A 21,742-nucleotide genomic window follows, 5' to 3' on the forward strand; every position below is an offset into this window, starting at 1 on the left:
ATAAAGACTTTTTATTATTTTCTTATTGAATTAATATTAATTGATGTATTTGATAAGGGTAAATAATGCTTATTGAAAGCAATTGGATATTTACTATCTGAATATATAGCTTCCTCAATTAAGTAGTATTGTGATTCAGAGGAAATAGAATATTTTTTAGTTGCGAATGTACCCGAAGATGAAAGCTTAATATGTATAGACGTACTAGTACATTTGTTGTAAATTTCATCTTCTATAAAATGAAGAATCTCATCATTATTATTTAAATCAAGGTTAAAAGTAGATATAGTTTCGATTGGTATAATTGTATATGTATAGGCAATGGTATTTTCATTAGATTTATACCATCTGTCAATGCTAACTGCTGCAACTGTTATCCTACCTAAAACCTTCGTAAAATAGTCAGTGGGAGGCTCAATATGAAAATTAATTTCAACAGAATCTACATCGTGTTGCAAGCATTTATAAACAACATTACCTATTTTTTCAAGACCTACACTTTTGTCTTTATGAGATTTAATAATGAAATTACCTTTTCCATGAATGTTTTTTATTAAACCATCATCTTGTAATAAAGCTAATGCCTGGCGCAAAGTACTTCTGCTAACACCTAAATCTTTAGCTAAATCAGGCTCAGATGGTAAGCGACAATCACCTGCAAAGGTTCCTTCATTTATCATTTTAAACAATTTATTATATACAGCAACATATCTTAATTCTTTTGATTTTTCAATAATATTAATCATAATATACCTCTTTCTGTTAAATAGACAAGTTAAATACAAGTGTGAGTATAATTTATATACTATAATAGCATTATAGTATAATATAGTAAATTATAAAATAAATAATTAAAAAATATATTTTGAAAACGGTGACAGGATATTTAATTTGTGATAATATATGTATATAGAAACAGACAACTAAATAGACAAGTAAAGAACCTGTGATATAAATAAAGATTTAGGAGGGGTATTAAATGATTTATTCTCAAGGAGTAGAAAAACAATATCATATTAATGTTGCAAAAGGGGAAGTTGGAAAATATGTAATTATGCCAGGGGACCCAAAAAGATGTGAAAAGATAGCAAAGTATCTTGATAATGCAAAATTAGTGGCAGATTCTAGAGAATATGTTACATATACAGGATACTTAGATGGGGAAATGGTAAGTGTTACTTCAACAGGAATTGGAGGCCCGTCAGCTGCCATAGCATTAGAAGAATTAGTTAGATGTGGAGCAGATACATTTATTAGAGTAGGAACTTGTGGTGGAATGGATTTAGATGTAAAAGGCGGAGATATGGTAGTTGCTACAGGAGCTATTAGAATGGAAGGAACAACTAAAGAGTACGTTCCAATTGAATTCCCAGCAGTAGCTAACTTAGATGTAATAAATTCTTTAGTATTAGCATCTAAAACATTAAATAAAGTTTATCATGCAGGGATTGTTCAATCAAAGGATTCATTCTACGGTCAACATTCACCTGAAACAAAACCAGTATCATATGAATTAATGAATAAATGGGAAGCTTGGTTTAGATGTGGGTGTTTAGCTTCAGAAATGGAAGGGGCAGCATTATTTATAGTAGGTAGTTATTTAAAGGTAAGAGTAGGAGCGGTATTCTTAGCTATAGCTAACCAAGAAAGAGAAAAGGCAGGATTAGAGAATATACAAGTACACGATACTGAAAGTGCAATAACAGTAGCAGTAGAGGGTATTAGAAACTTAATTAAAGCAGATAAGGAAAATAATAAATAATTTAGATAGATTAAATTTAACCTAAAAATAGGTTTTTAGAAGGAGAAGTAATATGAAAAAATATAAAAGAATTTTTACAATAGTAATAGATTCATTAGGAATTGGAGAAATGGAGGATGCAAAGGAATATGGAGATATAAATGTTGATACATTAGGACATATTGCAGATTCAGTAGAAACTTTTAATATTCCTAATCTTGAAAAAATGGGGATTGCAAATTTGCGTCCAGTAAAACATCTAAAGAAACAGGAAAAACCTTTAGGATATCAAATGAAAATGAAAGAGGCAAGTGTAGGAAAAGATACAATGACAGGTCATTGGGAAATGATGGGGCTACATATTACAAAGCCTTTTAAAACTTTTACTGACACAGGTTTTCCTAAAGAATTATTAGATGAGTTATCTAAGAGAACAGGACATAAAATAGTAGGAAATAAAAGTTCAAGTGGTACAGAAATACTAGATGAACTTGCAGAGCACCAAATGAAAACTGGAGACATGATTGTATATACTTCAGCAGATTCTGTGCTGCAAATATGTGGACATGAAGAGACTTTCGGGTTAGAGGAATTATATAGATGCTGTGAAATAGCAAGAGAGTTAACTTTAAAGGATGAATGGAAAGTTGGAAGAGTTATTGCAAGACCATATCTTGGAGATAAAAAGGGCGAATTTAAAAGAACTAGCAATAGGCATGATTATGCATTAAAACCATATGGAAGAATTGCATTAAATGAATTAAAAGACAATAACTATGAAGTTATTTCAGTTGGAAAGATCAATGATATTTTTGATGGTGAAGGAATTACAGAATCAAATAGATCAAAGAGCTCAGTACATGGAATGGAACAAACATTAGAAATTATGGATAGAAACTTTGAAGGATTATGCTTTGTAAATTTAGTTGATTTTGATGCATTATGGGGTCATAGAAGAAATCCAGCAGGATATGCTAAAGAATTAGAAATGTTTGATGTTAGTTTAGGTAATGTATTAAATAAGCTTAGAGAAGATGATCTATTAATTATTACTGCAGATCATGGAAATGACCCTACTTATAAAGGATCAGATCATACAAGAGAATATGTGCCATTTTTAGCATATTCACCTTCAATGAAAGGCAATGGAGTATTAGATATATGTAATAGTTTTGCTGCAATTGGAGCTACAGTAGTTGAAAACTTTGGAGTTAAAATGCCAGAAAATACTATAGGTGAATCAGTATTAGAAAAGCTAAATTAATAAAATTTATGGTTATAGAGTTATTAATATTATCAATTAATTTCAATGTTAATTTAAAAAAGATTTTAGGAGGATGAATTATGAGTTTACACATTAATGCACAAGAGGGTGCAATAGCTGAAAATATTTTATTACCGGGAGATCCATTAAGAGCAAAATTTATTGCAGATAATTTTTTAGAAGATGTTGTTTGTTATAACGAAGTAAGAGGAATGCTTGGATTTACAGGTACATACAAAGGTAAGAGAGTTTCTGTACAAGGAACAGGAATGGGAATACCATCTATGTCTATATATGCTACAGAATTAATGGCAGAATATAAAGTTAAAAATGTAATTAGAGTTGGTACTTGTGGATCTTATTCTGAGGATGTAAAGGTTAGGGATTTAGTAATTCCTATGTGTACATCAACAGATTCAAACATTAATTTAACAAGATTTGGAGGAAGAACTTATGCTCCAACAGCTAGTTTCACATTGTTAAAGCAAGCTTATGATATTGCTATAGCAAAAGGATATGATCCAAAGGTAGGTCAAGTATTTTCATCTGACACATTTTATGGAGATGACAATGAAGATTGGAAGACATGGGCTAAATTTGGATGTCTTGCAGTAGAAATGGAAACAGCAGCATTATATACTATAGCAGCTAAATATAATGTAAATGCTCTAACTTTACTAACAGTAAGTGATCATTTAGTTACAGGTGAGGTAACTACTTCAGAGGAACGTCAAACAACATTTAAGAGTATGATGGAAGTAGCTCTAGAAACATTAATAAGTCTTTAAGAGTTAGTTATTTGTTAATAAATTAAATAAGAAATAATATTTTTAAGAGTTAGGTATTATATTTACCTAACTCTTTTTAAAAAGCTATTTTATGGGAAAAGAATAAATTAATAAAATGTTACTTAAGGAGATAATCTATAATGGCTCTAGCGATTGTAAGCTTAGATGGTAAAATAGGTAACCCTGAATCATTACTATACCAATTTGCCATTAGAATTTCCTTATTATCTACTTTAATCTCTCCACTTTCATAATCAGCTATAAATCCAATCATAAGTGAATCTTCAGTTGACCAAGGACTACTTCCAAAATAGGTGACATTTTTAATCTTTATACCTACTTCTTCAAAAACCTCTCTTTTAACAGTGTCTTCCAATGTCTCACCTTGCTCTACAAATCCTGCGATAACACTATAAAGACCTTGAGTAAAATTCGAATTATGTGCGAGAAGTATTTTATCTTCATTTTTTATTCCAACTATTATAGCTGGAGAAATCCTAGGATATTGAGTAAAACCACAATTTGGACATTTTTTTGATTGTTCAGCATAGTTTAGATCTGTTAGAGTCCCACATTTTCCACAATACTTACTTGAGTTATTCCAACTTAATAGTTGATATGACTTTATACCTTTAAAATAGACATCCCTGTTATCGATCCATCTTTCATCCTTTAAACTTCCCCATTCTAAGGTATTAGGCAAAATATATGAATCTGAAATTTCAGCACAATAATATGATATGTTACTTGAAATCCCCACGGAAAGAATATTTTCAAGGTTTTCTTTCAATAAAGTACACTCTTGCAATGTAGGTACTTGAATATTTAATTTATCTTTTTTAATTAATAGTTTAGTACCTTTATAAATAAACCATAAAGATAGGTTATCATCTTCTTTTATATCTAAACAAAGATTAATATATGATTCTTGGGTATGCATGTTTAAATCACCTCGTTACTATTATATATATAAAATATCATAACATAATTTAATATTTTTAGGTGGAAATATAAGTAGATTGGTAAGCATGTTGTCAATTGGAAAAGTTTACAAAGTTAATCGTATAAGTTAAAATATTACTATGTTGTATTGTAGTGAATTTATAAAAAAATAAATTTTAGACTGTAGGCATAGTAAAACAAATAGCAAGAATATTATCTTGTTATTTATTTGATATGCCTTATGCAAGATGAAATATCAATATTTTATGAATTGATGGGAGAAATCTATGAAAAAGTTATTAAGTTTAGTTATGTGTATTTTAATAATTGGGGCAGTTAGTTGTAGTAGGTCTAAGGAATTGTTGAAAAAAAAGGTATCTACAGAAGTAACTAAAGAAATAGGAGATTTTATTGAATTTATGAATTATGGATATTTTGATGAAAGTGAATTTGTTGAAAAATATACTTTGACAGATAGGAAATTAAAGGACTTACCTTATAGTCAAATATGGGATTTGCAAAGAGCTAGTGCTAATGATTTTATGAATGAGGATATTGAAGTTTATAAAATTTTAGTAAAAAATCATAGGTTAAGCAATTTACCGGGAAATAAGTTGAATGAAACTGAAGTATTTATTATGATTTCTGATGGACATATAATGGGTGGATATTCTATACCTAAATTAGATACTGTAGGTAGTGTTTATTCTATTGATGGTTGGGATAATGATGAATTAACAAATGAACTCAAAGCTAATCCTGTTGTTGAAACCAAAAGTACTGATAAAAAAATAATCGCAACAGAGGTTTATACAGGGTATATTAAAGCAAATAGCACTGATTGGCGGAATGTAGAAAGAAATAAGTTAGATAGAGAACCTATACAAACCGTTCTTGATTATAAAATCACTAGCATTAATATGACAAATGAGTTTGATGACTTCTTTACGGTAAGTATTGGTTACGATATTAAATCAGTAAAGGAATCATCACAATGGGTAGCTGGTAATGGAGAAGATGGACCAGATAATTGGATAATTAATAAGTCAGGCTTTGCAGATATTATGAAGGTTGGGAAAAATAAATATATAAAGATTAAGGGGTACACAGGGTAGTATATTATGGGAAATACATATAAAGATTAGTTTGCACAAATTTAACATTTTATTACAAAGTTACACATTTGATTATTATTGATGATTTTCTTATATAAAAGTTAGAGTTATTCTAATTTTAGAAGAAATTCTAAATTGTATTTTGGAAGGTGAAATATTATGAGAAATTATCAACACATAAGCACATTAGCGCCTACAGGAATTGAAAAAAAGAAAGCATATTTAGTTGGTGCTGGTATAGGGTCACTTGCGGCAGCTGCATATTTGATTCGTGATGGACATATGGATGGTAAAAATATTACTATTTTAGAAGAATCAAATATGATTGGTGGAGCTATGGATGGGTATGGCAATCCAAAGGACGGTTATATAATTCGTGGTGGAAGAGAAATGGAAGAAAACTATGAATGTTGTTGGGATTTATATAGTCAAATACCATCTATAGAAGATCCAAGTAGGACTGTTTTGGATGAATTTAGAGAATTAAATATAGCAGATCCAAATGAATCTACTTGTAGAGTAATAGAAAACTGTGGTGAAAAGTTAGATTTCTCTTCACTGGGTTTAGATGAAAGTCATATAAAACAATTAACTAAGCTTTTCCTTGTTACTGAAGAGGATTTAGGAGCTACAACTGTTGAACAATTTTTTGATAAATCTTTCTTAGAAACAGATATGTGGTGTTATTGGCGTTCAATGTTTGCCTTTGAAAATTGGCACAGCGTTGTAGAAATGAAACGTTATATGGAACGCTTTATGCATTTGCTTCCGGGAATGAGTCGTCTTAAGGGAATTATGTTTACAAAGTATAATCAATACGATTCTATGATACTTCCTTTAATAAACTGGTTAAAGGAGGAGAAGGTAGTATTCAAAAATGATTCAAGAGTAACTGATTTAGATATTGATATAAATGAAAAAAGCAAAACTGTTGCGGCTATTCACTTAATAAGTAATGGAAAGGAAGAAATAATTAATACAACAGTTGATGATTTAGTATTTGTTACTAATGGTTCTATGACAGAAAATTCTACTCTTGGTACTATGGACAAGGCTCCAATATTAAATACAGGAGTGGGTGGGTGTTGGAATCTATGGAAAAACATCGCTAAGAAAGATGCTATCTTTGGCAGACCAGAAGTATTCTGTAGTGATATAGAAAAAAGCAAATGGGAATCATTCACTATTACCTGTACAGATTCTAAAGTAGCAGATATACTTAAAAACTTAACTGGTAGAGATCCATACTCTGGAAAAGTTGTTACTGGTGGTATTATTACAATTAAGGATTCAAGTTGGTTATTAAGTATAACTTGTAATAGACAACCTCACTTTGTTAATCAACCTAAAAATGTATTAGTATTATGGGCTTATGGATTATTCCCAAATAAAATTGGTGATTTTGTAAAGAAGAGAATGTGTGATTGTACTGGTGAAGAACTGGTAACAGAACTTCTTTATCATTTAGGTGCAAAGGATGATATTGCTGAAATTATAAAAACAGTAAATGTAATTCCTTGTATGTTACCATATGTAACTAGTCAATTTATGCCTAGAGTTAAAGGGGACAGACCATCAGTTGTACCAAAAGGATGCACTAATCTAGCATTTTTAGGTCAATTTACAGAAATTCCAGGAGATTGTGTGTTTACTGTTGAATACTCTATTCGTTCAGCTATTATGGGAGTATACACATTACTTAAGCTTGAAAAACAAGTTCCTGAAGTTTATCCATCTAAATATGATATTAGAGTAATTGCTGCTGCTACAAAGACATTATATAGTGGAAAGCCACTACCAGCAGAAGGCATAGTTAAAAAGCTATTAAAAAATACAACTCTTGAAGGATTAATATAAGGCACTAGAAAAAAGTGTGAGGAAGTCAAATAAGGCTTCCTCACACTTTTATATAGAAATAACTTTTTTATGATTTATATTTTAATAATGCTCTATGAGTATTACCACTTATTATTTTATTAAGATTATCAATAATTTCAACAGGATCTTCAACCATATTAGATCTTATCCATTCAAGTAATAAACCAACTAATGCAACCTTATAGAAATTAACAATAAATTCTTTTTCTTTTTCAGGTACATTCATTTCTACAGATATTTCTTGTACAACATCAAAAACAAGATAGTAAACACCACTATATAAATGTGTTTCTAGCTGCTCTCTTCCAATAGAATTATAGGTGTTTAAAACAAGCTTTTTATTTTCTGCTAAATAATAAAAGATATTTAAAAATCCTTGTTGCCATGAATCATAAGTTTTTTTTTCTTCCATAACAGAAGCTATTTCATTTTTAAAAATCCACTCCAAAAGATTATAAATATCTTGAAAGTGATAATAAAATGTACGGCGATTAACTTCACAGTCATTAACAATATCATTTACAGTAATTTTAGATAATGGAATTGTAAGCATTAGCTTTTTTAAAGATTGGGCTAAAGCTTTTTTTGTCATTTGTGACATTCCTTGCATCCCCTTTTTTGATATCACTATAAATTATTATTCAATAATACAATAGGTAATATATAACTATTATAACATTTTGATTAATTATTTAAAAGGATGCTTTACATAAAAATTGGTATCAAATGCTGCCTAGTATTTAGTAATTTTAATCGAAGATACAGTTAACTCTTATAGGTTTTAAGAAATAAATCTCTATAAAAATCAAAGCCATTTGAAGTGTTAACTAAACCACAATCATGTACACACCAAGGAGTTTCTTGCCTTGGAACTACGACCTTATAGCCCTTATTTATAAATTCTAAACATTGGGATAAATCATAAAAATGCCATCCTTTGAAGATATCATCTCTCCATTTCAAGTCATATTGAGTAGCAATTAATAATCCATCTACTGCTTCTATTTCCTCATAATTAGAATTTATCTTATTAAATTCTAATAAAGACAAATGCCCTGTATGACTTTCGTATACTCTTCCAACTGTAATAGAACTTTCCCACCATACTCCACTAGCTGGAAGTGTTTTTGCACCACACATACCTATAAGACCTATATCTTTATCTAAATTAAAAATATTTAAAAGATCATTTATAAAATTCATATTCCGTATATATACATCTTGATGTAAATACACCTTATATTTAGCAGTTGAAGATTCCATACATTGATTATAAGCAAAAGCAATTCCATTTGCATTTCGCATCGGAATAACCTCTACATTAAAACCATTTGGAACTATTAAATTACTAATATAAAACTTACATTCCTCAAAAGCTAATTCATTATTTACAACTATAATAAAGGCTATCTTCTTATCATCCATTAAATTCTTTCAGCTCCCTTAGCATTTAAATTTTAAATAGTCTGTTTAGATTCTCACAAATTTTAATCCAACTTAAATTTTCCTGTGAATAAATTTGAGAATTTATACAGTTGCTCTTTAATAGATCCTCATTAAAGCAGCTATCTAGTAAGGCTTCTTCTAATTTAGTTCTGTTATTTACAGGAAATATTCTACCGTATTTACCGTAATCAATAATATCTATAGCCCCATCAACATCAGTTGAAATTAAATAACATCCATTAGAAACTGACTCTGAAAATACATTAGCACAAGCTTCAGAAGCTGATGTTAAACAAAATATCTTAGCCTCTTTAAATCTCTCTTTAAGTTGATTTTTCTCTAGCTTTCCTGTTAATTTAATTCTTTCTCTTAAATGGGGATTTTCAGTAAAATAATTTTTTAGATAAATTAAGAAGTTATCCTCTATCCCTCCAACTAATTCTATGTTCCAGCCCTTAATTTTATCTTCAATATTCTTAAAGGCTTCTAATAAAAGTTGGTTATTTTTATCAGGACTTCCTATTCTACCTGCAAACATTATAGTATTGGTTTTATCTTCGTAATTTATAATTTCATCATTTATAAAGTTATAATATCCATTAGGGATGAACTGTATATTTAGATTCCATATTGAATTTAATAAATGTTCTAATCTTCTGCTTTCTACAGTTATTAAATCACATCTTATTAATGCGCTAAGTAATCCTTCATTCATAGATTTATTTAAATTACTCATCCAATATACATTAGCATCTAATTTTAAATAGATTTTTCCTAAAGGATTTACAGATTTATAGGCGTTTATCATTTGAATATTGTAATCATATAAACCAATCATCATAAGAACCTGAGTATTTTTTAATTTTTGAAGTACATCTTCTTCGTTTTTTATTAAATTAACTTCTAAATTATCAAGATATATTTTATTATCATATAGCTCATCATTTATTGAATAGCATAATATCTCACTTTTATATCCGTGATATTTTTGCATTATAAAGGGTATAACTCCAACATCTTTAGTTAAAAGCACATTTCCCATATTTGGCATATATAGTGTAAAATTTTTCATAATAAAAATCACTCCAGCAAAATATTTATATTTCTTTTTGATAATTCAGCTACTACCATATCTTTTACTTGTTTTTTATTTATTATATGATTGGCTACTAAATAATTTATATCATCTACGAAATCTTCTTTATATTTATTGTACATATCAAAAATATATTCTAAGCTTTTATTAAGGTCTATATTGTTGTCTAATCTCATTAACTTAAATTTCAAATTAACCATATCATCATTTTCATATCTATTAAGGTCTAGTTTGTTTTTAGCTTTTACAATATATTGATATATACTATATTGATGTCTTAAATTTTCATTTCCAAGTGCACATAGAGCGTGTATAAGAGTGGAATCGCTAGGGGACAGTTCAAGGGCATTTGCAGTTATACTTGTTGCTTCATAACTAGCAAAGTTAAATAATTCTTCTATTTCAGCTAAAGTGAAGAATCTTATATGGGTTTTATTTAGAATACCTATATCTTCATACTTAAATCTTCCATTTATAATATTTTTAAGTACACTTATATGCATAATATTAGGAAGGTTAGCTAATATATATCCATCTTTCTTTAAATATTTTTTCATTTTCTTTATTAATTCCCATGGATTTATAACATATTCAAGCATATCAGCCAATATGATATAATCAAAGAATTTAGTTTTGTAAGGAAGTTCTAATTTTTCAATATCTCCAACTATTACATTACATACTCCTTTAGCAACTTTAGCTACGGCTTCTGATGTCTCTATACCATAAAGATTAGCATTTCTATATTTATTATTTATTTCTAATAATGTCCCACCTATTCCACATCCAACATCTAAGACATTAAAACTTTCCATTAGATCTGAATCAATAAGACCTATTATTCCAGACTTTACACGTTCATGGTAGTTAGTATCAAATCCCCACTTTTCTTGAATTTTAATTTTGTTGTTAAAGAGAACCTGTGAAAATATTGAGCCCTCATTTGCAAAAGAAACACTTCCAAAGTGATGAATAAAAGTATCTTTACACAAAAATAATTTATAGCCTTCGCTAAGTATTCTTAAAGAGAGATCATCATCTTCATAATTTCCTGGAGTAAACCTTTCATCTAATAAACCTATCTTGTCTAAAACTTCTCTTTTTATCATATAACAGTAGCCTATTAATTTAAGTCTATAATCCCAAGCGCTTGGGTTTGATACATTTATTTTAGTTGCAAATTCCAACATTTCCGATATATTGGTATAATTTACCTGTATTTCTTGGAAATTTGAACAATTGTTAGAAATACATCCAACTGCTCCTATATCATTACTACTATACAATGCCATTTGTAAATTATTTAGCCAGTTAGGCGTAACTATAGTATCGTTATTTAGAAGTAATAGGTTATCTCCATTTGATATGACCATTCCTTGATTACATCCTGCTGGAAAACCTTTATTTTCTTTATTATATATAATCTTCAGATCTTCTTGATTCTCTAACCATTCTACTGTATCGTCTGTTGAATTATTATCAACTACAATAATTTCATAATTCTCCAAAGGAGTAAATTTTCTAATGCTTTCAATGCACAATTTAGTAAAATTTAATTGATTATAGGTAAGTATTATAATACTAGTAAACTTCATACTTTCATTATTTGCCTCATAATCATAATCCTTTATAAACTCTTGACTTTCCATAGTAGGTGCTATATATCCTTTCATAATTAAACCTCCATTAATAACTTATAATATTCATAGCAATTTCTTTTGTTACAACTCATATATTTTGTACAGCACGCTTGCACAAAATATTCGTGGCATTTTTGATTTGTTATTTATTTTCACTTTTCGTACTGCACCAAATAAGGCTATATACATACTATAGATATAGTAAATATTATTCTATATATACGTACTTATTAGTAAAAAATATATAAGGGATCTTTAAAAAATAATTAGTCAGATTCTTGTCTTTTTTGATTTGTTATTTTCTTTTATATCCTTAAGGAGGGAAATGAAATTAACGAAATGTCAGTTACATCTAATATAATTAAAGATAAAAATTTTTGGTATGGAAAAACAGTATTAATAACAGGACATACAGGATTCAAGGGATCCTGGCTTAGTATTTGGCTTACTTTACTCGGAGCTAAAGTTATAGGATTTTCCTTAGAAGAATCAAATCCACTTAGTATTTTTGAAAAAGCTAAATTATCCGACAAGGTGATTGATACTAGAGGGGATATAAGAGATTTAACTAAGCTTAAGGATGTATTTAACAAATATAATCCTGAAATAGTATTTCATTTAGCAGCGCAAGCTTTAGTTAGAGAATCTTATAAAAATCCTTCCTATACCTATGAAGTAAATGTAAATGGAACTATGAATGTTTTAGAGTGTATAAGAAGTAGTGAAAATCCAATAACGGCTGTATTAATTACTACTGATAAGTGTTACGAAAATAAAGAAATTATGTGGGGATATAGGGAAAATGATGCACTAGGTGGATATGATCCTTATAGTTCTTCTAAAGCTTGCTGCGAAATATTAATAAGCTCTTGGAGAAATTCATTTTTTAATCCTAGTCAATATACAAATCATAAAAAATCTATTGCATCTGCAAGAGCTGGGAATGTTATTGGTGGTGGAGATTTTGCAAAAGATAGAATTGTTCCAGACTCAATAAGAGCTTTAGAGGAAAATAAAAAGATAAAAATAAGAAATCCAAAAAGCACACGTCCTTGGCAACATGTACTTGAACCACTTTTTGGATATATGGTATTAGCTAAAAAGATGTATGAAAACCCACTTGATTATTGCGAAGGGTGGAACTTTGGACCAAATATAAATTCAGTTATAGATGTAAAATCCTTAACTGAAAAATTAGTTTATCTATATGGGATGAAAGATATGATAGAAATAGAAAAGAATAATGAACTTCATGAAGCAAATTTATTATTTTTAGATACTACTAAGTCAAGGTTAAAGTTAAACTGGCAAGGCAAACTTGATATAGATGAAACGTTGAATCTAACTATTGATTGGTATAAGAGATATAAAAGTGAAGATGTATTCACTTTGTGTAGTGAGCAAATTCAATATTATATGAAGATAATAGGTGAGGAGATATGAGTAAAAAATATTTAGTTACTGGTGCAACAGGTTTTGTTGGATCCTGTTTAGTTAGGAAATTAATAGATAATAATGAAGAAGTTCATATAATAGTTAGAAAAAAATCAGATAATTGGAGACTAAAAGATATTATTAAATTTATTAAAGTCCACTATGTTGATTTAAATGATGAAAATGAAATAAAAGAGTTATTTGAAAAAAATTCCTTCAATATAATATATCACTTAGCAACCTATGGAGGATATAACTTTCAGATGGATATTAATAATATAATTAATACTAATTTAATTGGAACTTGGAATTTATTTAAATATTGTAAGGACAGCGGAATAGAAATGTTTATAAATACAAGTAGTTCCTCAGAATATGGTGAGAAAAATGAGGCTATGAAAGAGGATATGTTGCTTAATCCTAATAATATGTATGGTGCAACTAAGGTTGCGTCAACCATTCTATGTAATACCTACGCAAAATCAAATGATATACCCTTAATTACCTATAGACTATTTTCACCATATGGACATTTCGATTCTACTAGTAGATTAATTCCAACAGTAATAAAGTCCTGTTTTAAAAATGAAGATATATATTTAGGAAGCAAAAACTCTAAAAGAGATTTTATATTTATAGATGATGTTATTGATAGTTATTTAATATCTTCAAAAATTAATAATAAATATGGTGAAATATATAATATTGGAAGTGGAAGAGAATATGCGGTAGAAGAAATTGTTAATAAAATAGTATATCTAACTAAAAGTAAAAGTAAATTGTATTGGGGAAATGATTTAGGAAGACAATATGAACCAAAATCCTGGGTTGGTGATATAAGTAAGATTCAAGCAGAAGTTTCTTGGAAACCAAAAGTAGATATTGATGAAGGTTTAATAAAAACAGTTAAATGGTTTAAGGAAAATCTGATTTTATATAAATAATATGGAGGTGTTTATGAAGGTATCAGATTATATAGTAGAGTTTATTAAAGAATTTAATATAGATACTATTTTTGGATATCAAGGTGGAGCCATTACACATTTAGTGGATTCCATATATAAAGCAGAAGGAATAAGTTTTGTTTCATTATATAACGAACAAGGGGCAGCTTTTGCCGCAGAATCTTATTCAAGAACAAGTGAAAATATTGGGGTTTGTATTGCTACTAGTGGGCCTGGAGCTACTAATTTAATTACAGGCATAGGAAGTTGCTTTTTTGATTCAATTCCTTGTGTATTTATAACAGGTCAAGTAAACACCTATGAATTCAGAAGACGTGATAATATACGGCAAGAGGGTTTTCAAGAAACAGATATTATTAAAATAGTAAATTCTATAACAAAATATTCAGTTATGGTAACTAAAGCAGAGGATATAAAATATCATTTAGAAAAGGCTTTTTTCTTAGCAAAAAACCAAAGGAGCGGGCCAGTTCTTATTGATGTTCCAATGAATATTCAAAGAGCAGATATAGATATTTATAAATTAAAAGGATTTTATGATTCAGATGAATATATTAAATTAATTGAAAATGTAAATGATGAAGAAAGTTTAAATGAAGAGACTTTAAATGAGGTAATCGAATTACTCAACTTATCAACAAGACCTGTAATTTTAGCTGGAGGAGGAATAAGACTTTCAAAATCTATAAATGAATTAAAAGAATTAATAGATATAACTGGAATTCCAACAGTTACAACTCTTATGGGATTAGATTCGGTAGATAATGAAAATAAGAAATTTGTTGGATACATGGGAACTTACGGGCTAAGATATTCTAATTTAGCAGTAGCGAACTGCGATTTATTAATTGTGCTTGGTTCTAGGTTAACATCAAGGCAAACAAGTCCGAGTCCTAAAATGTTTTCAAGAGAGGCAAAGATAATTCATGTTGATATTGATAGTAATGAACTTAATCTAAAAGTAAAAGAAGATATTAGTATTAAATGTGATCTAAAAGTATTTATAAAAAAGTTAATTGATAAAATAAAAATAAAGGAATTGAAATTAAATTTTAGCTCATGGATGGATAAAATAGACTCATATAAAGATCAATACCCAACTTATCCAACTCAAAAAGAAAAGGGAAAATTAGATCCAAATGAGGTTATGTATTTAATTAATAAACTTTGCAATAAAAACACTATCTTTTGTTTGGATGTAGGCCAAAATCAAATATGGGCTGCACAATCTATGGTTATAAAAAACAAACAAAGAGTATTAACTGGAGGGGGAATGGCGGCAATGGGATTTGCACTGCCGGCAGCTATTGGAGCTTGGTATTGCAGAAAAAATTCAAAAATAGTAGCAATAGTGGGTGATGGTGGATTTCAAATGAATATCCAAGAGTTACAAGCTGTAGTGAGAGATAAAATACCTGTGAAAATTATTCTTATGAACAATCATTCTTTAGGAATGATACGTCACTTTCAAGAGTTATATTTTAATTCAAATTACTATGGAACAATAGATGGATATTCGGCACCAGATTTTATAAAGGTATGTAGCGCATATGGAATTGATTCTCATAGAATAAATTCCATTAATCAAATTAATAATATTGAGAAACTTATCAATGATGATAAAAGTCATTTTATTGAAATAGATTTAAGTAATATTACCTATGTAATTCCTAAACTAGAAATGGGAAATCCAATTGAGGACCAATCGCCATTAGTTGATAGAAATGAATTTTATAAAAATATGATAATAGAACCTTTTGAAAAAAACTAAAAATTAATTTTTTAGTTTCCTTATAAATATAATATTTAGGTAAGAAAGTTCAAAAAAATGGGGGAGAGAACTATGAATTTAATAGATATATATGTTATTAGTCATAAACCTTATAAAATGATAGAATCTGAACTGTTTACACCAATATTTACAAAACGAGAAATTGTTCCAAATGATTATAATATATTATGTTCGGATGAAGAAGATAATATTGCTAGTGAAAATTCTTTATATGCTGAGTTTTCAACCTATTATTGGGTATGGAAAAATAGAGAAATACCAAAGTATGTAGGGTTCTTTCAATATAGAAGATATATATCATTTAAAGATAATGTAACTGGTACTAATAATATTGATGAGGTAATTGATAAATATGGCTGGAATGAAGAGGAATTAGAAAACCTCCTAACTGATTGTGATATAGTGCTTCCTACATCTTTAAGTTTTAGGATGCTTGGAATGGGAAATATGTGGAATCAATATAAGCTTTGGCATAAAAATGAATATTTGAATGAAGCTTTAGAGATTATTAAAGAAAAATATTCAAGTTATATAGGAGATTGTTTTACTGCTCTTTTCAGTACTGAAATATATTATGTTAATTTATTTATTATGAGAGGGGATTTGTTTGATAGTTATATGACTTGGGTAATGGATATTTTTGATGAACTTAAAAATAGATTAAATATTGATTATACGGTTAAGGATTTTGCATATTTAGGTGAACGCTTATTTAATATATTTTTAGTTAATAAACAAAGAACTGAGAATGTGAAAATAAAAGTAAAGCAACCAGTATATTTACGAGAAAATAATTCGAATGGAATAGATTTTTGGATAGGGGATTCGGCACATATACCAGAGGCAGGTAATTAAAAAATATATAATTATCAAGTTTAAAAGGAGGAGCATAATTGTCAGACAAAGAAAAAATATTAAGGTTAAAAGTATTAGAGGATGTTAAAGAATATTATAACGAAGTTTTTAAAAATAAAGAACCTTGGGTAGAGGGTGCTAAAATAAACTATTCGGGTAGATATTTTGATGAAGATGAAATGATAAATCTTACTGAAGCAACTTTAGATTTTTGGCTTACTACGGGTAGGTTTAGTGAAAAATTCGAAAAAGAATTTGCAAAATTATTAGGAGTGAAATATTGTTCATTAACTAATTCAGGATCATCTGCAAATCTTCTTGCCTTTATGACTTTAACATCTCCTATGTTAAAAGAAAGAAGAATAAAAAAAGGTGATGAGGTTATAACTGTAGCAGCAGGATTTCCAACTACTATAACTCCAATATTGCAATATGGGGCAGTACCAGTATTTGTAGATATAACTGTGCCAACTTATAATATTGATGTTAATTTGTTAGATGAGGCTTTATCTGAAAAGACAAAAGCTGTTATGATAGCACATACTTTAGGTAATCCATTTAATTTAGAAAAGGTTAAAGAATTTTGCGATAAAAATAATTTATGGTTAATAGAAGATAATTGTGATGGGCTTGGTTCACAATATGAGATCAATGGAGAATTGAAATTCACAGGAACAATTGGAGATATAGGAACTTCAAGCTTTTATCCGCCTCATCATATAACTATGGGAGAAGGGGGAGCTGTATATACAAATAATCCTATTTTAAATAGGATTATAGAATCTTTTAGAGATTGGGGAAGAGATTGTTTTTGTAAATCAGGCTGCGACAATACTTGCAATAAAAGGTTTGCAATAAAATATGGGGATATGCCTCTTGGTTATGATCATAAATATATATATTCACATTTAGGATATAACTTAAAGGTTACAGATATGCAAGCGGCTATAGGTTGTGCCCAACTTAAAAAGCTACCTAAATTTATAGAAAGAAGAATAGAAAATTGGGAATCCTTAAAAGGAAAATTAGAGCATTTAAGTGAATATTTAATTTTGCCTGAAGCTGAGAAAAATTCTAAGCCTAGTTGGTTTGGATTTTTAATGACAATTAAAGATCCTTCAATAAATAGAACAGATTTACTTCAATATTTAGAAGCTAAAGGAATCCAAACTAGATTACTATTTGCAGGAAATATTACAAGGCAACCAATGTTTGAAGAATTTAAAAATAATAAAGATTCATATAGAATTATAGGAAATCTTAAAAATACAGATTTAATTACTACTAATTCATTTTGGGTAGGTGTTTATCCGGGAATGACTGATTCTATGATAACTTATATGGCATCCTCCATTGAGGAATATATTATAAAGAATACAATCAAAAATAATATAATTGGAGGATAGCATTATGAAGGTTGTAATTTTAGCAGGTGGGTTTGGAACTAGAATAAGTGAAGAATCTTACTTGAAACCAAAGCCATTAATAGAGATTGGAGAAAAGCCAATATTGTGGCATATAATGAAAATATATTCTCACTATGGTTTCAATGATTTTATTATATGTGCAGGCTATAAAAGTAATTTAATAAAAGATTATTTTTATAAATTACAGATGTATGAAAATGATGTAACCTTTAATTATGTTAATAAATTTAATATGGAAATTCATGAAAATAATAATAAAAGTAATCCTTGGAATGTTACTGTAGTTGATACAGGCTTAAATACAATGACAGGTGGAAGAATAAAAAGAATAAAAGATTATATAGGTGAGGATGAAGAATTTATGATTACCTATGGAGACGGAGTAGCAAATGTTAATATAAATGAATTAATAAAAGCTCATAAATCTTTTGGGAAAATAGTAACAGTTACAGCAATAACACCTGTTGGAAGGTTTGGAGTAATGAAAGTGGAAAATAATTTAGTAAAAGAATTTAAAGAAAAGGTATCAGCAGAAGATAGTTGGATAAGTGGTGGATTCTTTATAGCTAATAAAAAAATATTTGATTATTTAGAGGAAGACTCAACAGTATTAGAACAGTATCCATTAAAAACTTTAGCTAAAGAGAATGAACTAGGTGTATATAAGCATACAGGCTTTTGGCAACCTATGGATACCCTGAAGGAAAAAGAGTATTTAGAAGAATTATGGTTCAATAAAAATGCTCCTTGGAAGTTATGGGAATAATATAAAGGCACTTTCAAAAAAATAATAGACCAATTTGATAGTCTATTATTTTTTTCAAGTGCATAAAATTAGTTTGTAATAAAAGGAGAGTGGATTAATTAAAGTGTGTGGTAATTAAGAATATCTTTTTTGAAGATTCATTAAAATAAGGAGTATTAAAGAATGGGGGCAGATTATGAAAGGAATTATTTTGGCAGGGGGATCAGGTACTAGATTATACCCAGTAACAAAGGCAATGTCAAAACAAATGGTACCAATATATGATAAACCTATGATTTACTATCCAATGTCAGTTTTAATGTTAGCTGGTATTACGGATATATTAATAATATCAACAGTTAGAGATATTATTAGTTTTAAGGAGTTATTTAAAGATAGCTCAAAGCTTGGAATAAATGTTGAATATGCAGTTCAAGAAGCTCCAAATGGGCTAGCAGAAGCATTTATAATAGGTGAAGAATTTATTGGTGATGATAATGTAGCTATGATACTTGGAGATAATATTTTCTATGGACAAAACTTCTCTAGTCATTTAAAAGAAGCAGCGAGTTTAAAAAGTGGAGCAATAATATTTGGATATTATGTGCAAGATCCAAAAGACTTTGGAGTTGTAGAATTTGATGGTAATGGAAAGGTGATTTCATTAGAAGAAAAACCAGAATATCCTAAATCAAAATATGCAGTACCAGGGCTTTATTTTTATGACAACTCAGTTGTAGAAAAGTCAAAAGCTTTAAAACCTTCTAATAGAGGTGAATTAGAAATAACTGATTTAAACAAAGTGTATATGGACGAGGGTACATTAAGAGTAAATGTTTTAGGTCGAGGAATGGCTTGGCTTGATACAGGAACACATGAATCGATGTTACAAGCATCAAATTTTGTAGAAGCAATTCAAAATACTCAAGGAACATATATATCTTGTTTAGAAGAAATTGCTTTTAGACAAGGTTGGATAAATGCAGCTGAATTAAAGAATTTAGCTAAACCATTAATGAAGACTGGCTATGGGCAATATTTAATTGAGATAGTTAAAGAGAACACCCCAGGGGTGTAATATTTTCCAATTGTACAAGGAGTTGTATTAATTTGAGTAATTTTAATTTTATAGAAACTAAAATAAAAGATTTATATATAATAGAACCTAAAGTTTTTGGAGATGAAAGAGGATACTTTATAGAAAGTTATAATAAAAAGGCTTTTTATGAGGCGGGACTTACTATGGAGTTTGTTCAAGATAATGAATCAAAATCTAAAAAAGGTGTTTTAAGAGGAATGCATTTTCAAACTAAGAACACCCAAGGAAAACTAGTTAGAGCAACTCAAGGGGAAGTATATGATGTTGCAGTTGATTTAAGAAAAGGATCACCTACTTATGGGCAGTGGGAAGGTGTACTTCTTACTGCTGAAAATAAGAAGCAATTTTATGTTCCAGAAGGGTTTGCTCATGGATTTTTAGTAGTTTCAGAGGTGGCTATATTTAATTATAAGTGTACAGATTTCTATTCACCAGAATATGATAGTGGTCTTTTATGGAAAGATAAAGATGTTAATATACAGTGGCCCTTAGATGGAATAGATGAAATATTATTATCAGAAAAAGATAAAGTTCAAAAGACCTTAAAAGAATTAGATGTACCATTTATAAAGAAAGGGTAGGGTTATTATGAAAATATTAATAACAGGTTCAAAGGGGCAATTAGGAAATGAAATTCAAAGCATAATAAAAAATGGGAAAGCTGAAATTGGAGTTATAAGTGAAGAAATAAAGAATTCGCAAGTTGTTGCATTAGATATTGAAGATTTAGATATAACAAATTTAGAACAAGTTAAGGAAGTTATATACAGAGAAAAACCCGATGTTATAATTAACTGCGCTGCAGCTACTAATGTAGATGGATGCGAAAGTAACCAAGATTTAGCTTTTAAAATAAATTCAATTGGCCCAAGAAACTTAGCAATAGTTTGCCAAGAAGTGGGTTCTAAATTACTGCAAGTTTCAACTGATTATGTATTTAGTGGAGTAGGAAGTAACCCTCGAGCAGAATTTGATTTAACAAATCCATATAGTGTTTATGGAAAAACTAAGTTGATGGGAGAAGATTATGTTAGAGAGTTTTCTACAAAGTACTTTATAGTTAGAACAGCTTGGTTATATGGATATGTTGGGAAAAATTTTGTTTATACAATGATGAGCTTAGGGAAAACAAAGGAGTCAATAGATGTAGTAGATGATCAAAGAGGAAACCCAACTAATGCAAATGATTTGGCATATCATATTCTTAAGTTAATAGAAACAGAAGAATATGGAGTGTATCATTGTACAGGTGCTGGTGAATGTAGTTGGTATGATTTTGCAAAACTTATAATGGAGTTATCAGAAAGAACTTGTGTTGTTAATCCGTGTTCTTCAGAAGAATTTAAAACAGTGGCAAAAAGACCAGAATATTCATCTCTTGATAACATGATGCTAAGATGTACTGTTGGTGATGAAATGAGAGGTTGGAAAGAAGCATTAACAAGTTTTATAAAAAATATTAAGTAGAAAAAATATTAAGTAGAAAAAATATTAAGTAGAAAAAACATTAAGTAT

The 21,742-nt window shown here is 28.9% G+C and carries 20 protein-coding genes; 14 read left to right on the plus strand and 6 right to left on the minus strand.

Annotated elements, in window-relative coordinates; genetic code table 11:
- Positions 1-14: 14 nt before the first annotated feature.
- The gene (locus tag J1C67_RS11105) at positions 15-746 is read right to left on the minus strand and encodes a GntR family transcriptional regulator (protein WP_167866375.1); all 732 of its coding nucleotides are present in this window, start codon (positions 744-746) and stop codon (positions 15-17) included.
- Between the two features lie 233 nt (positions 747-979).
- Here J1C67_RS11105 and udp point away from each other — a divergent pair, with 233 nt between their 5' ends.
- The 3 genes from udp to deoD all read left to right on the plus strand — a co-directional run bounded on the left by udp (position 980) and on the right by deoD (position 3,793).
- The gene (udp, locus tag J1C67_RS11110; protein WP_089964646.1) at positions 980-1,762 is read left to right on the plus strand and encodes a uridine phosphorylase; all 783 of its coding nucleotides are present in this window, start codon (positions 980-982) and stop codon (positions 1,760-1,762) included.
- Positions 1,763-1,814: 52 nt separating this feature from the next.
- A complete protein-coding gene (locus J1C67_RS11115; RefSeq protein ID WP_167866376.1) occupies positions 1,815-3,005 on the plus strand; it encodes a phosphopentomutase in 1,191 nt (396 codons plus the stop codon).
- 80 nt (positions 3,006-3,085) lie between these two features.
- Complete coding sequence (deoD, locus tag J1C67_RS11120; protein ID WP_167866377.1) at positions 3,086-3,793, plus strand: purine-nucleoside phosphorylase; 708 nt, start codon at positions 3,086-3,088, stop codon at positions 3,791-3,793.
- Between the two features lie 118 nt (positions 3,794-3,911).
- On the opposite strand, the gene nudC is transcribed toward deoD, so the two are convergent.
- Positions 3,912-4,733 carry an NAD(+) diphosphatase gene (nudC, locus tag J1C67_RS11125; protein ID WP_167866378.1) on the minus strand — a complete coding sequence of 274 codons (822 nt, stop codon included), beginning with the start codon at positions 4,731-4,733 and terminating at the stop codon, positions 3,912-3,914.
- A 289-nt stretch (positions 4,734-5,022) separates the two neighbouring features.
- Here nudC and J1C67_RS11130 point away from each other — a divergent pair, with 289 nt between their 5' ends.
- Together J1C67_RS11130 and J1C67_RS11135 are read left to right on the plus strand one after the other, a co-directional pair.
- Positions 5,023-5,850 carry a hypothetical protein gene (locus J1C67_RS11130; RefSeq protein WP_167866379.1) on the plus strand — a complete coding sequence of 276 codons (828 nt, stop codon included), beginning with the start codon at positions 5,023-5,025 and terminating at the stop codon, positions 5,848-5,850.
- Between the two features lie 159 nt (positions 5,851-6,009).
- A complete protein-coding gene (locus tag J1C67_RS11135; protein ID WP_167866380.1) occupies positions 6,010-7,707 on the plus strand; it encodes an oleate hydratase in 1,698 nt (565 codons plus the stop codon).
- A 67-nt stretch (positions 7,708-7,774) separates the two neighbouring features.
- Here the strand turns inward: J1C67_RS11135 and J1C67_RS11140 are convergent, their stop codons facing one another.
- The 4 genes from J1C67_RS11140 to J1C67_RS11155 form a co-directional block, all read right to left on the minus strand.
- The gene (locus J1C67_RS11140) at positions 7,775-8,329 is read right to left on the minus strand and encodes a TetR/AcrR family transcriptional regulator (protein WP_167866381.1); all 555 of its coding nucleotides are present in this window, start codon (positions 8,327-8,329) and stop codon (positions 7,775-7,777) included.
- Between the two features lie 164 nt (positions 8,330-8,493).
- Positions 8,494-9,153: a glycosyltransferase family protein gene (locus tag J1C67_RS11145; RefSeq protein WP_167866382.1), complete on the minus strand. Its 660-nt coding sequence runs from the start codon at positions 9,151-9,153 to the stop codon at positions 8,494-8,496.
- Positions 9,154-9,178: 25 nt separating this feature from the next.
- The gene (locus tag J1C67_RS11150) at positions 9,179-10,246 is read right to left on the minus strand and encodes a glycosyltransferase family 4 protein (RefSeq protein WP_167866383.1); all 1,068 of its coding nucleotides are present in this window, start codon (positions 10,244-10,246) and stop codon (positions 9,179-9,181) included.
- A gap of 8 nt (positions 10,247-10,254) precedes the next feature.
- Positions 10,255-11,943 (minus strand): glycosyltransferase, encoded by a 1,689-nt coding sequence (locus tag J1C67_RS11155; protein ID WP_207253500.1) that lies wholly within the window; start codon positions 11,941-11,943, stop codon positions 10,255-10,257.
- Between the two features lie 306 nt (positions 11,944-12,249).
- Here J1C67_RS11155 and rfbG point away from each other — a divergent pair, with 306 nt between their 5' ends.
- The 9 genes from rfbG (at position 12,250) to rfbD (ending at position 21,694) form a co-directional block, all read left to right on the plus strand.
- The gene (rfbG, locus tag J1C67_RS11160; protein ID WP_167866384.1) at positions 12,250-13,353 is read left to right on the plus strand and encodes a CDP-glucose 4,6-dehydratase; all 1,104 of its coding nucleotides are present in this window, start codon (positions 12,250-12,252) and stop codon (positions 13,351-13,353) included.
- On the plus strand, positions 13,350-14,288 hold the full coding sequence (locus J1C67_RS11165) for an NAD-dependent epimerase/dehydratase family protein (RefSeq protein ID WP_167866385.1): 939 nt from the start codon (positions 13,350-13,352) through the stop codon (positions 14,286-14,288). Before rfbG ends, J1C67_RS11165 begins: the two co-directional genes overlap by 4 nt.
- Before the next feature lie 13 nt (positions 14,289-14,301).
- Positions 14,302-16,080: a thiamine pyrophosphate-binding protein gene (locus tag J1C67_RS11170; protein WP_167866386.1), complete on the plus strand. Its 1,779-nt coding sequence runs from the start codon at positions 14,302-14,304 to the stop codon at positions 16,078-16,080.
- Between the two features lie 72 nt (positions 16,081-16,152).
- Positions 16,153-16,956 carry a DUF4422 domain-containing protein gene (locus J1C67_RS11175; protein ID WP_167866387.1) on the plus strand — a complete coding sequence of 268 codons (804 nt, stop codon included), beginning with the start codon at positions 16,153-16,155 and terminating at the stop codon, positions 16,954-16,956.
- A gap of 38 nt (positions 16,957-16,994) precedes the next feature.
- Positions 16,995-18,362 (plus strand): lipopolysaccharide biosynthesis protein RfbH, encoded by a 1,368-nt coding sequence (rfbH, locus tag J1C67_RS11180; RefSeq protein ID WP_167866388.1) that lies wholly within the window; start codon positions 16,995-16,997, stop codon positions 18,360-18,362.
- A gap of 4 nt (positions 18,363-18,366) precedes the next feature.
- Positions 18,367-19,149, plus strand: coding sequence for a glucose-1-phosphate cytidylyltransferase (rfbF, locus tag J1C67_RS11185; RefSeq protein WP_167866389.1), 783 nt, complete (start codon positions 18,367-18,369; stop codon positions 19,147-19,149).
- A gap of 175 nt (positions 19,150-19,324) precedes the next feature.
- Positions 19,325-20,206 (plus strand): glucose-1-phosphate thymidylyltransferase RfbA, encoded by an 882-nt coding sequence (rfbA, locus tag J1C67_RS11190; protein WP_167866390.1) that lies wholly within the window; start codon positions 19,325-19,327, stop codon positions 20,204-20,206.
- Between the two features lie 32 nt (positions 20,207-20,238).
- Positions 20,239-20,808 (plus strand): dTDP-4-dehydrorhamnose 3,5-epimerase, encoded by a 570-nt coding sequence (gene rfbC / locus J1C67_RS11195; RefSeq protein ID WP_167866391.1) that lies wholly within the window; start codon positions 20,239-20,241, stop codon positions 20,806-20,808.
- 7 nt (positions 20,809-20,815) lie between these two features.
- On the plus strand, positions 20,816-21,694 hold the full coding sequence (gene rfbD, locus J1C67_RS11200) for a dTDP-4-dehydrorhamnose reductase (RefSeq protein WP_167866392.1): 879 nt from the start codon (positions 20,816-20,818) through the stop codon (positions 21,692-21,694).
- The last annotated feature ends 48 nt before the right edge of the window (positions 21,695-21,742 follow it).

This window comes from Clostridium gasigenes (assembly GCF_017348895.1).
GTDB classification, from domain to species: domain Bacteria; phylum Bacillota; class Clostridia; order Clostridiales; family Clostridiaceae; genus Clostridium; species Clostridium gasigenes.

Excerpts from the sequence above, each read along its gene's own strand:
- rfbA (WP_167866390.1), top strand. The coding sequence starts at position 19,325 with ATGAAAGGAATTATTTTGGCAGGGGGATCAGGTACTAGATTATACCCA.
- J1C67_RS11175 (WP_167866387.1), top strand. The coding sequence starts at position 16,153 with ATGAATTTAATAGATATATATGTTATTAGTCATAAACCTTATAAAATG.
- J1C67_RS11155 (WP_207253500.1), bottom strand. The coding sequence starts at position 11,943 with ATGAAAGGATATATAGCACCTACTATGGAAAGTCAAGAGTTTATAAAG.
- J1C67_RS11145 (WP_167866382.1), bottom strand. The coding sequence starts at position 9,153 with ATGGATGATAAGAAGATAGCCTTTATTATAGTTGTAAATAATGAATTA.
- rfbF (WP_167866389.1), top strand. The coding sequence starts at position 18,367 with ATGAAGGTTGTAATTTTAGCAGGTGGGTTTGGAACTAGAATAAGTGAA.
- deoD (WP_167866377.1), top strand. The coding sequence starts at position 3,086 with ATGAGTTTACACATTAATGCACAAGAGGGTGCAATAGCTGAAAATATT.
- nudC (WP_167866378.1), bottom strand. The coding sequence starts at position 4,733 with ATGCATACCCAAGAATCATATATTAATCTTTGTTTAGATATAAAAGAA.
- J1C67_RS11140 (WP_167866381.1), bottom strand. The coding sequence starts at position 8,329 with ATGTCACAAATGACAAAAAAAGCTTTAGCCCAATCTTTAAAAAAGCTA.
- J1C67_RS11150 (WP_167866383.1), bottom strand. The coding sequence starts at position 10,246 with ATGAAAAATTTTACACTATATATGCCAAATATGGGAAATGTGCTTTTA.
- J1C67_RS11115 (WP_167866376.1), top strand. The coding sequence starts at position 1,815 with ATGAAAAAATATAAAAGAATTTTTACAATAGTAATAGATTCATTAGGA.
- J1C67_RS11170 (WP_167866386.1), top strand. The coding sequence starts at position 14,302 with ATGAAGGTATCAGATTATATAGTAGAGTTTATTAAAGAATTTAATATA.
- J1C67_RS11130 (WP_167866379.1), top strand. The coding sequence starts at position 5,023 with ATGAAAAAGTTATTAAGTTTAGTTATGTGTATTTTAATAATTGGGGCA.
- udp (WP_089964646.1), top strand. The coding sequence starts at position 980 with ATGATTTATTCTCAAGGAGTAGAAAAACAATATCATATTAATGTTGCA.
- J1C67_RS11165 (WP_167866385.1), top strand. The coding sequence starts at position 13,350 with ATGAGTAAAAAATATTTAGTTACTGGTGCAACAGGTTTTGTTGGATCC.
- rfbG (WP_167866384.1), top strand. The coding sequence starts at position 12,250 with ATGTCAGTTACATCTAATATAATTAAAGATAAAAATTTTTGGTATGGA.
- J1C67_RS11135 (WP_167866380.1), top strand. The coding sequence starts at position 6,010 with ATGAGAAATTATCAACACATAAGCACATTAGCGCCTACAGGAATTGAA.
- J1C67_RS11105 (WP_167866375.1), bottom strand. The coding sequence starts at position 746 with ATGATTAATATTATTGAAAAATCAAAAGAATTAAGATATGTTGCTGTA.
- rfbD (WP_167866392.1), top strand. The coding sequence starts at position 20,816 with ATGAAAATATTAATAACAGGTTCAAAGGGGCAATTAGGAAATGAAATT.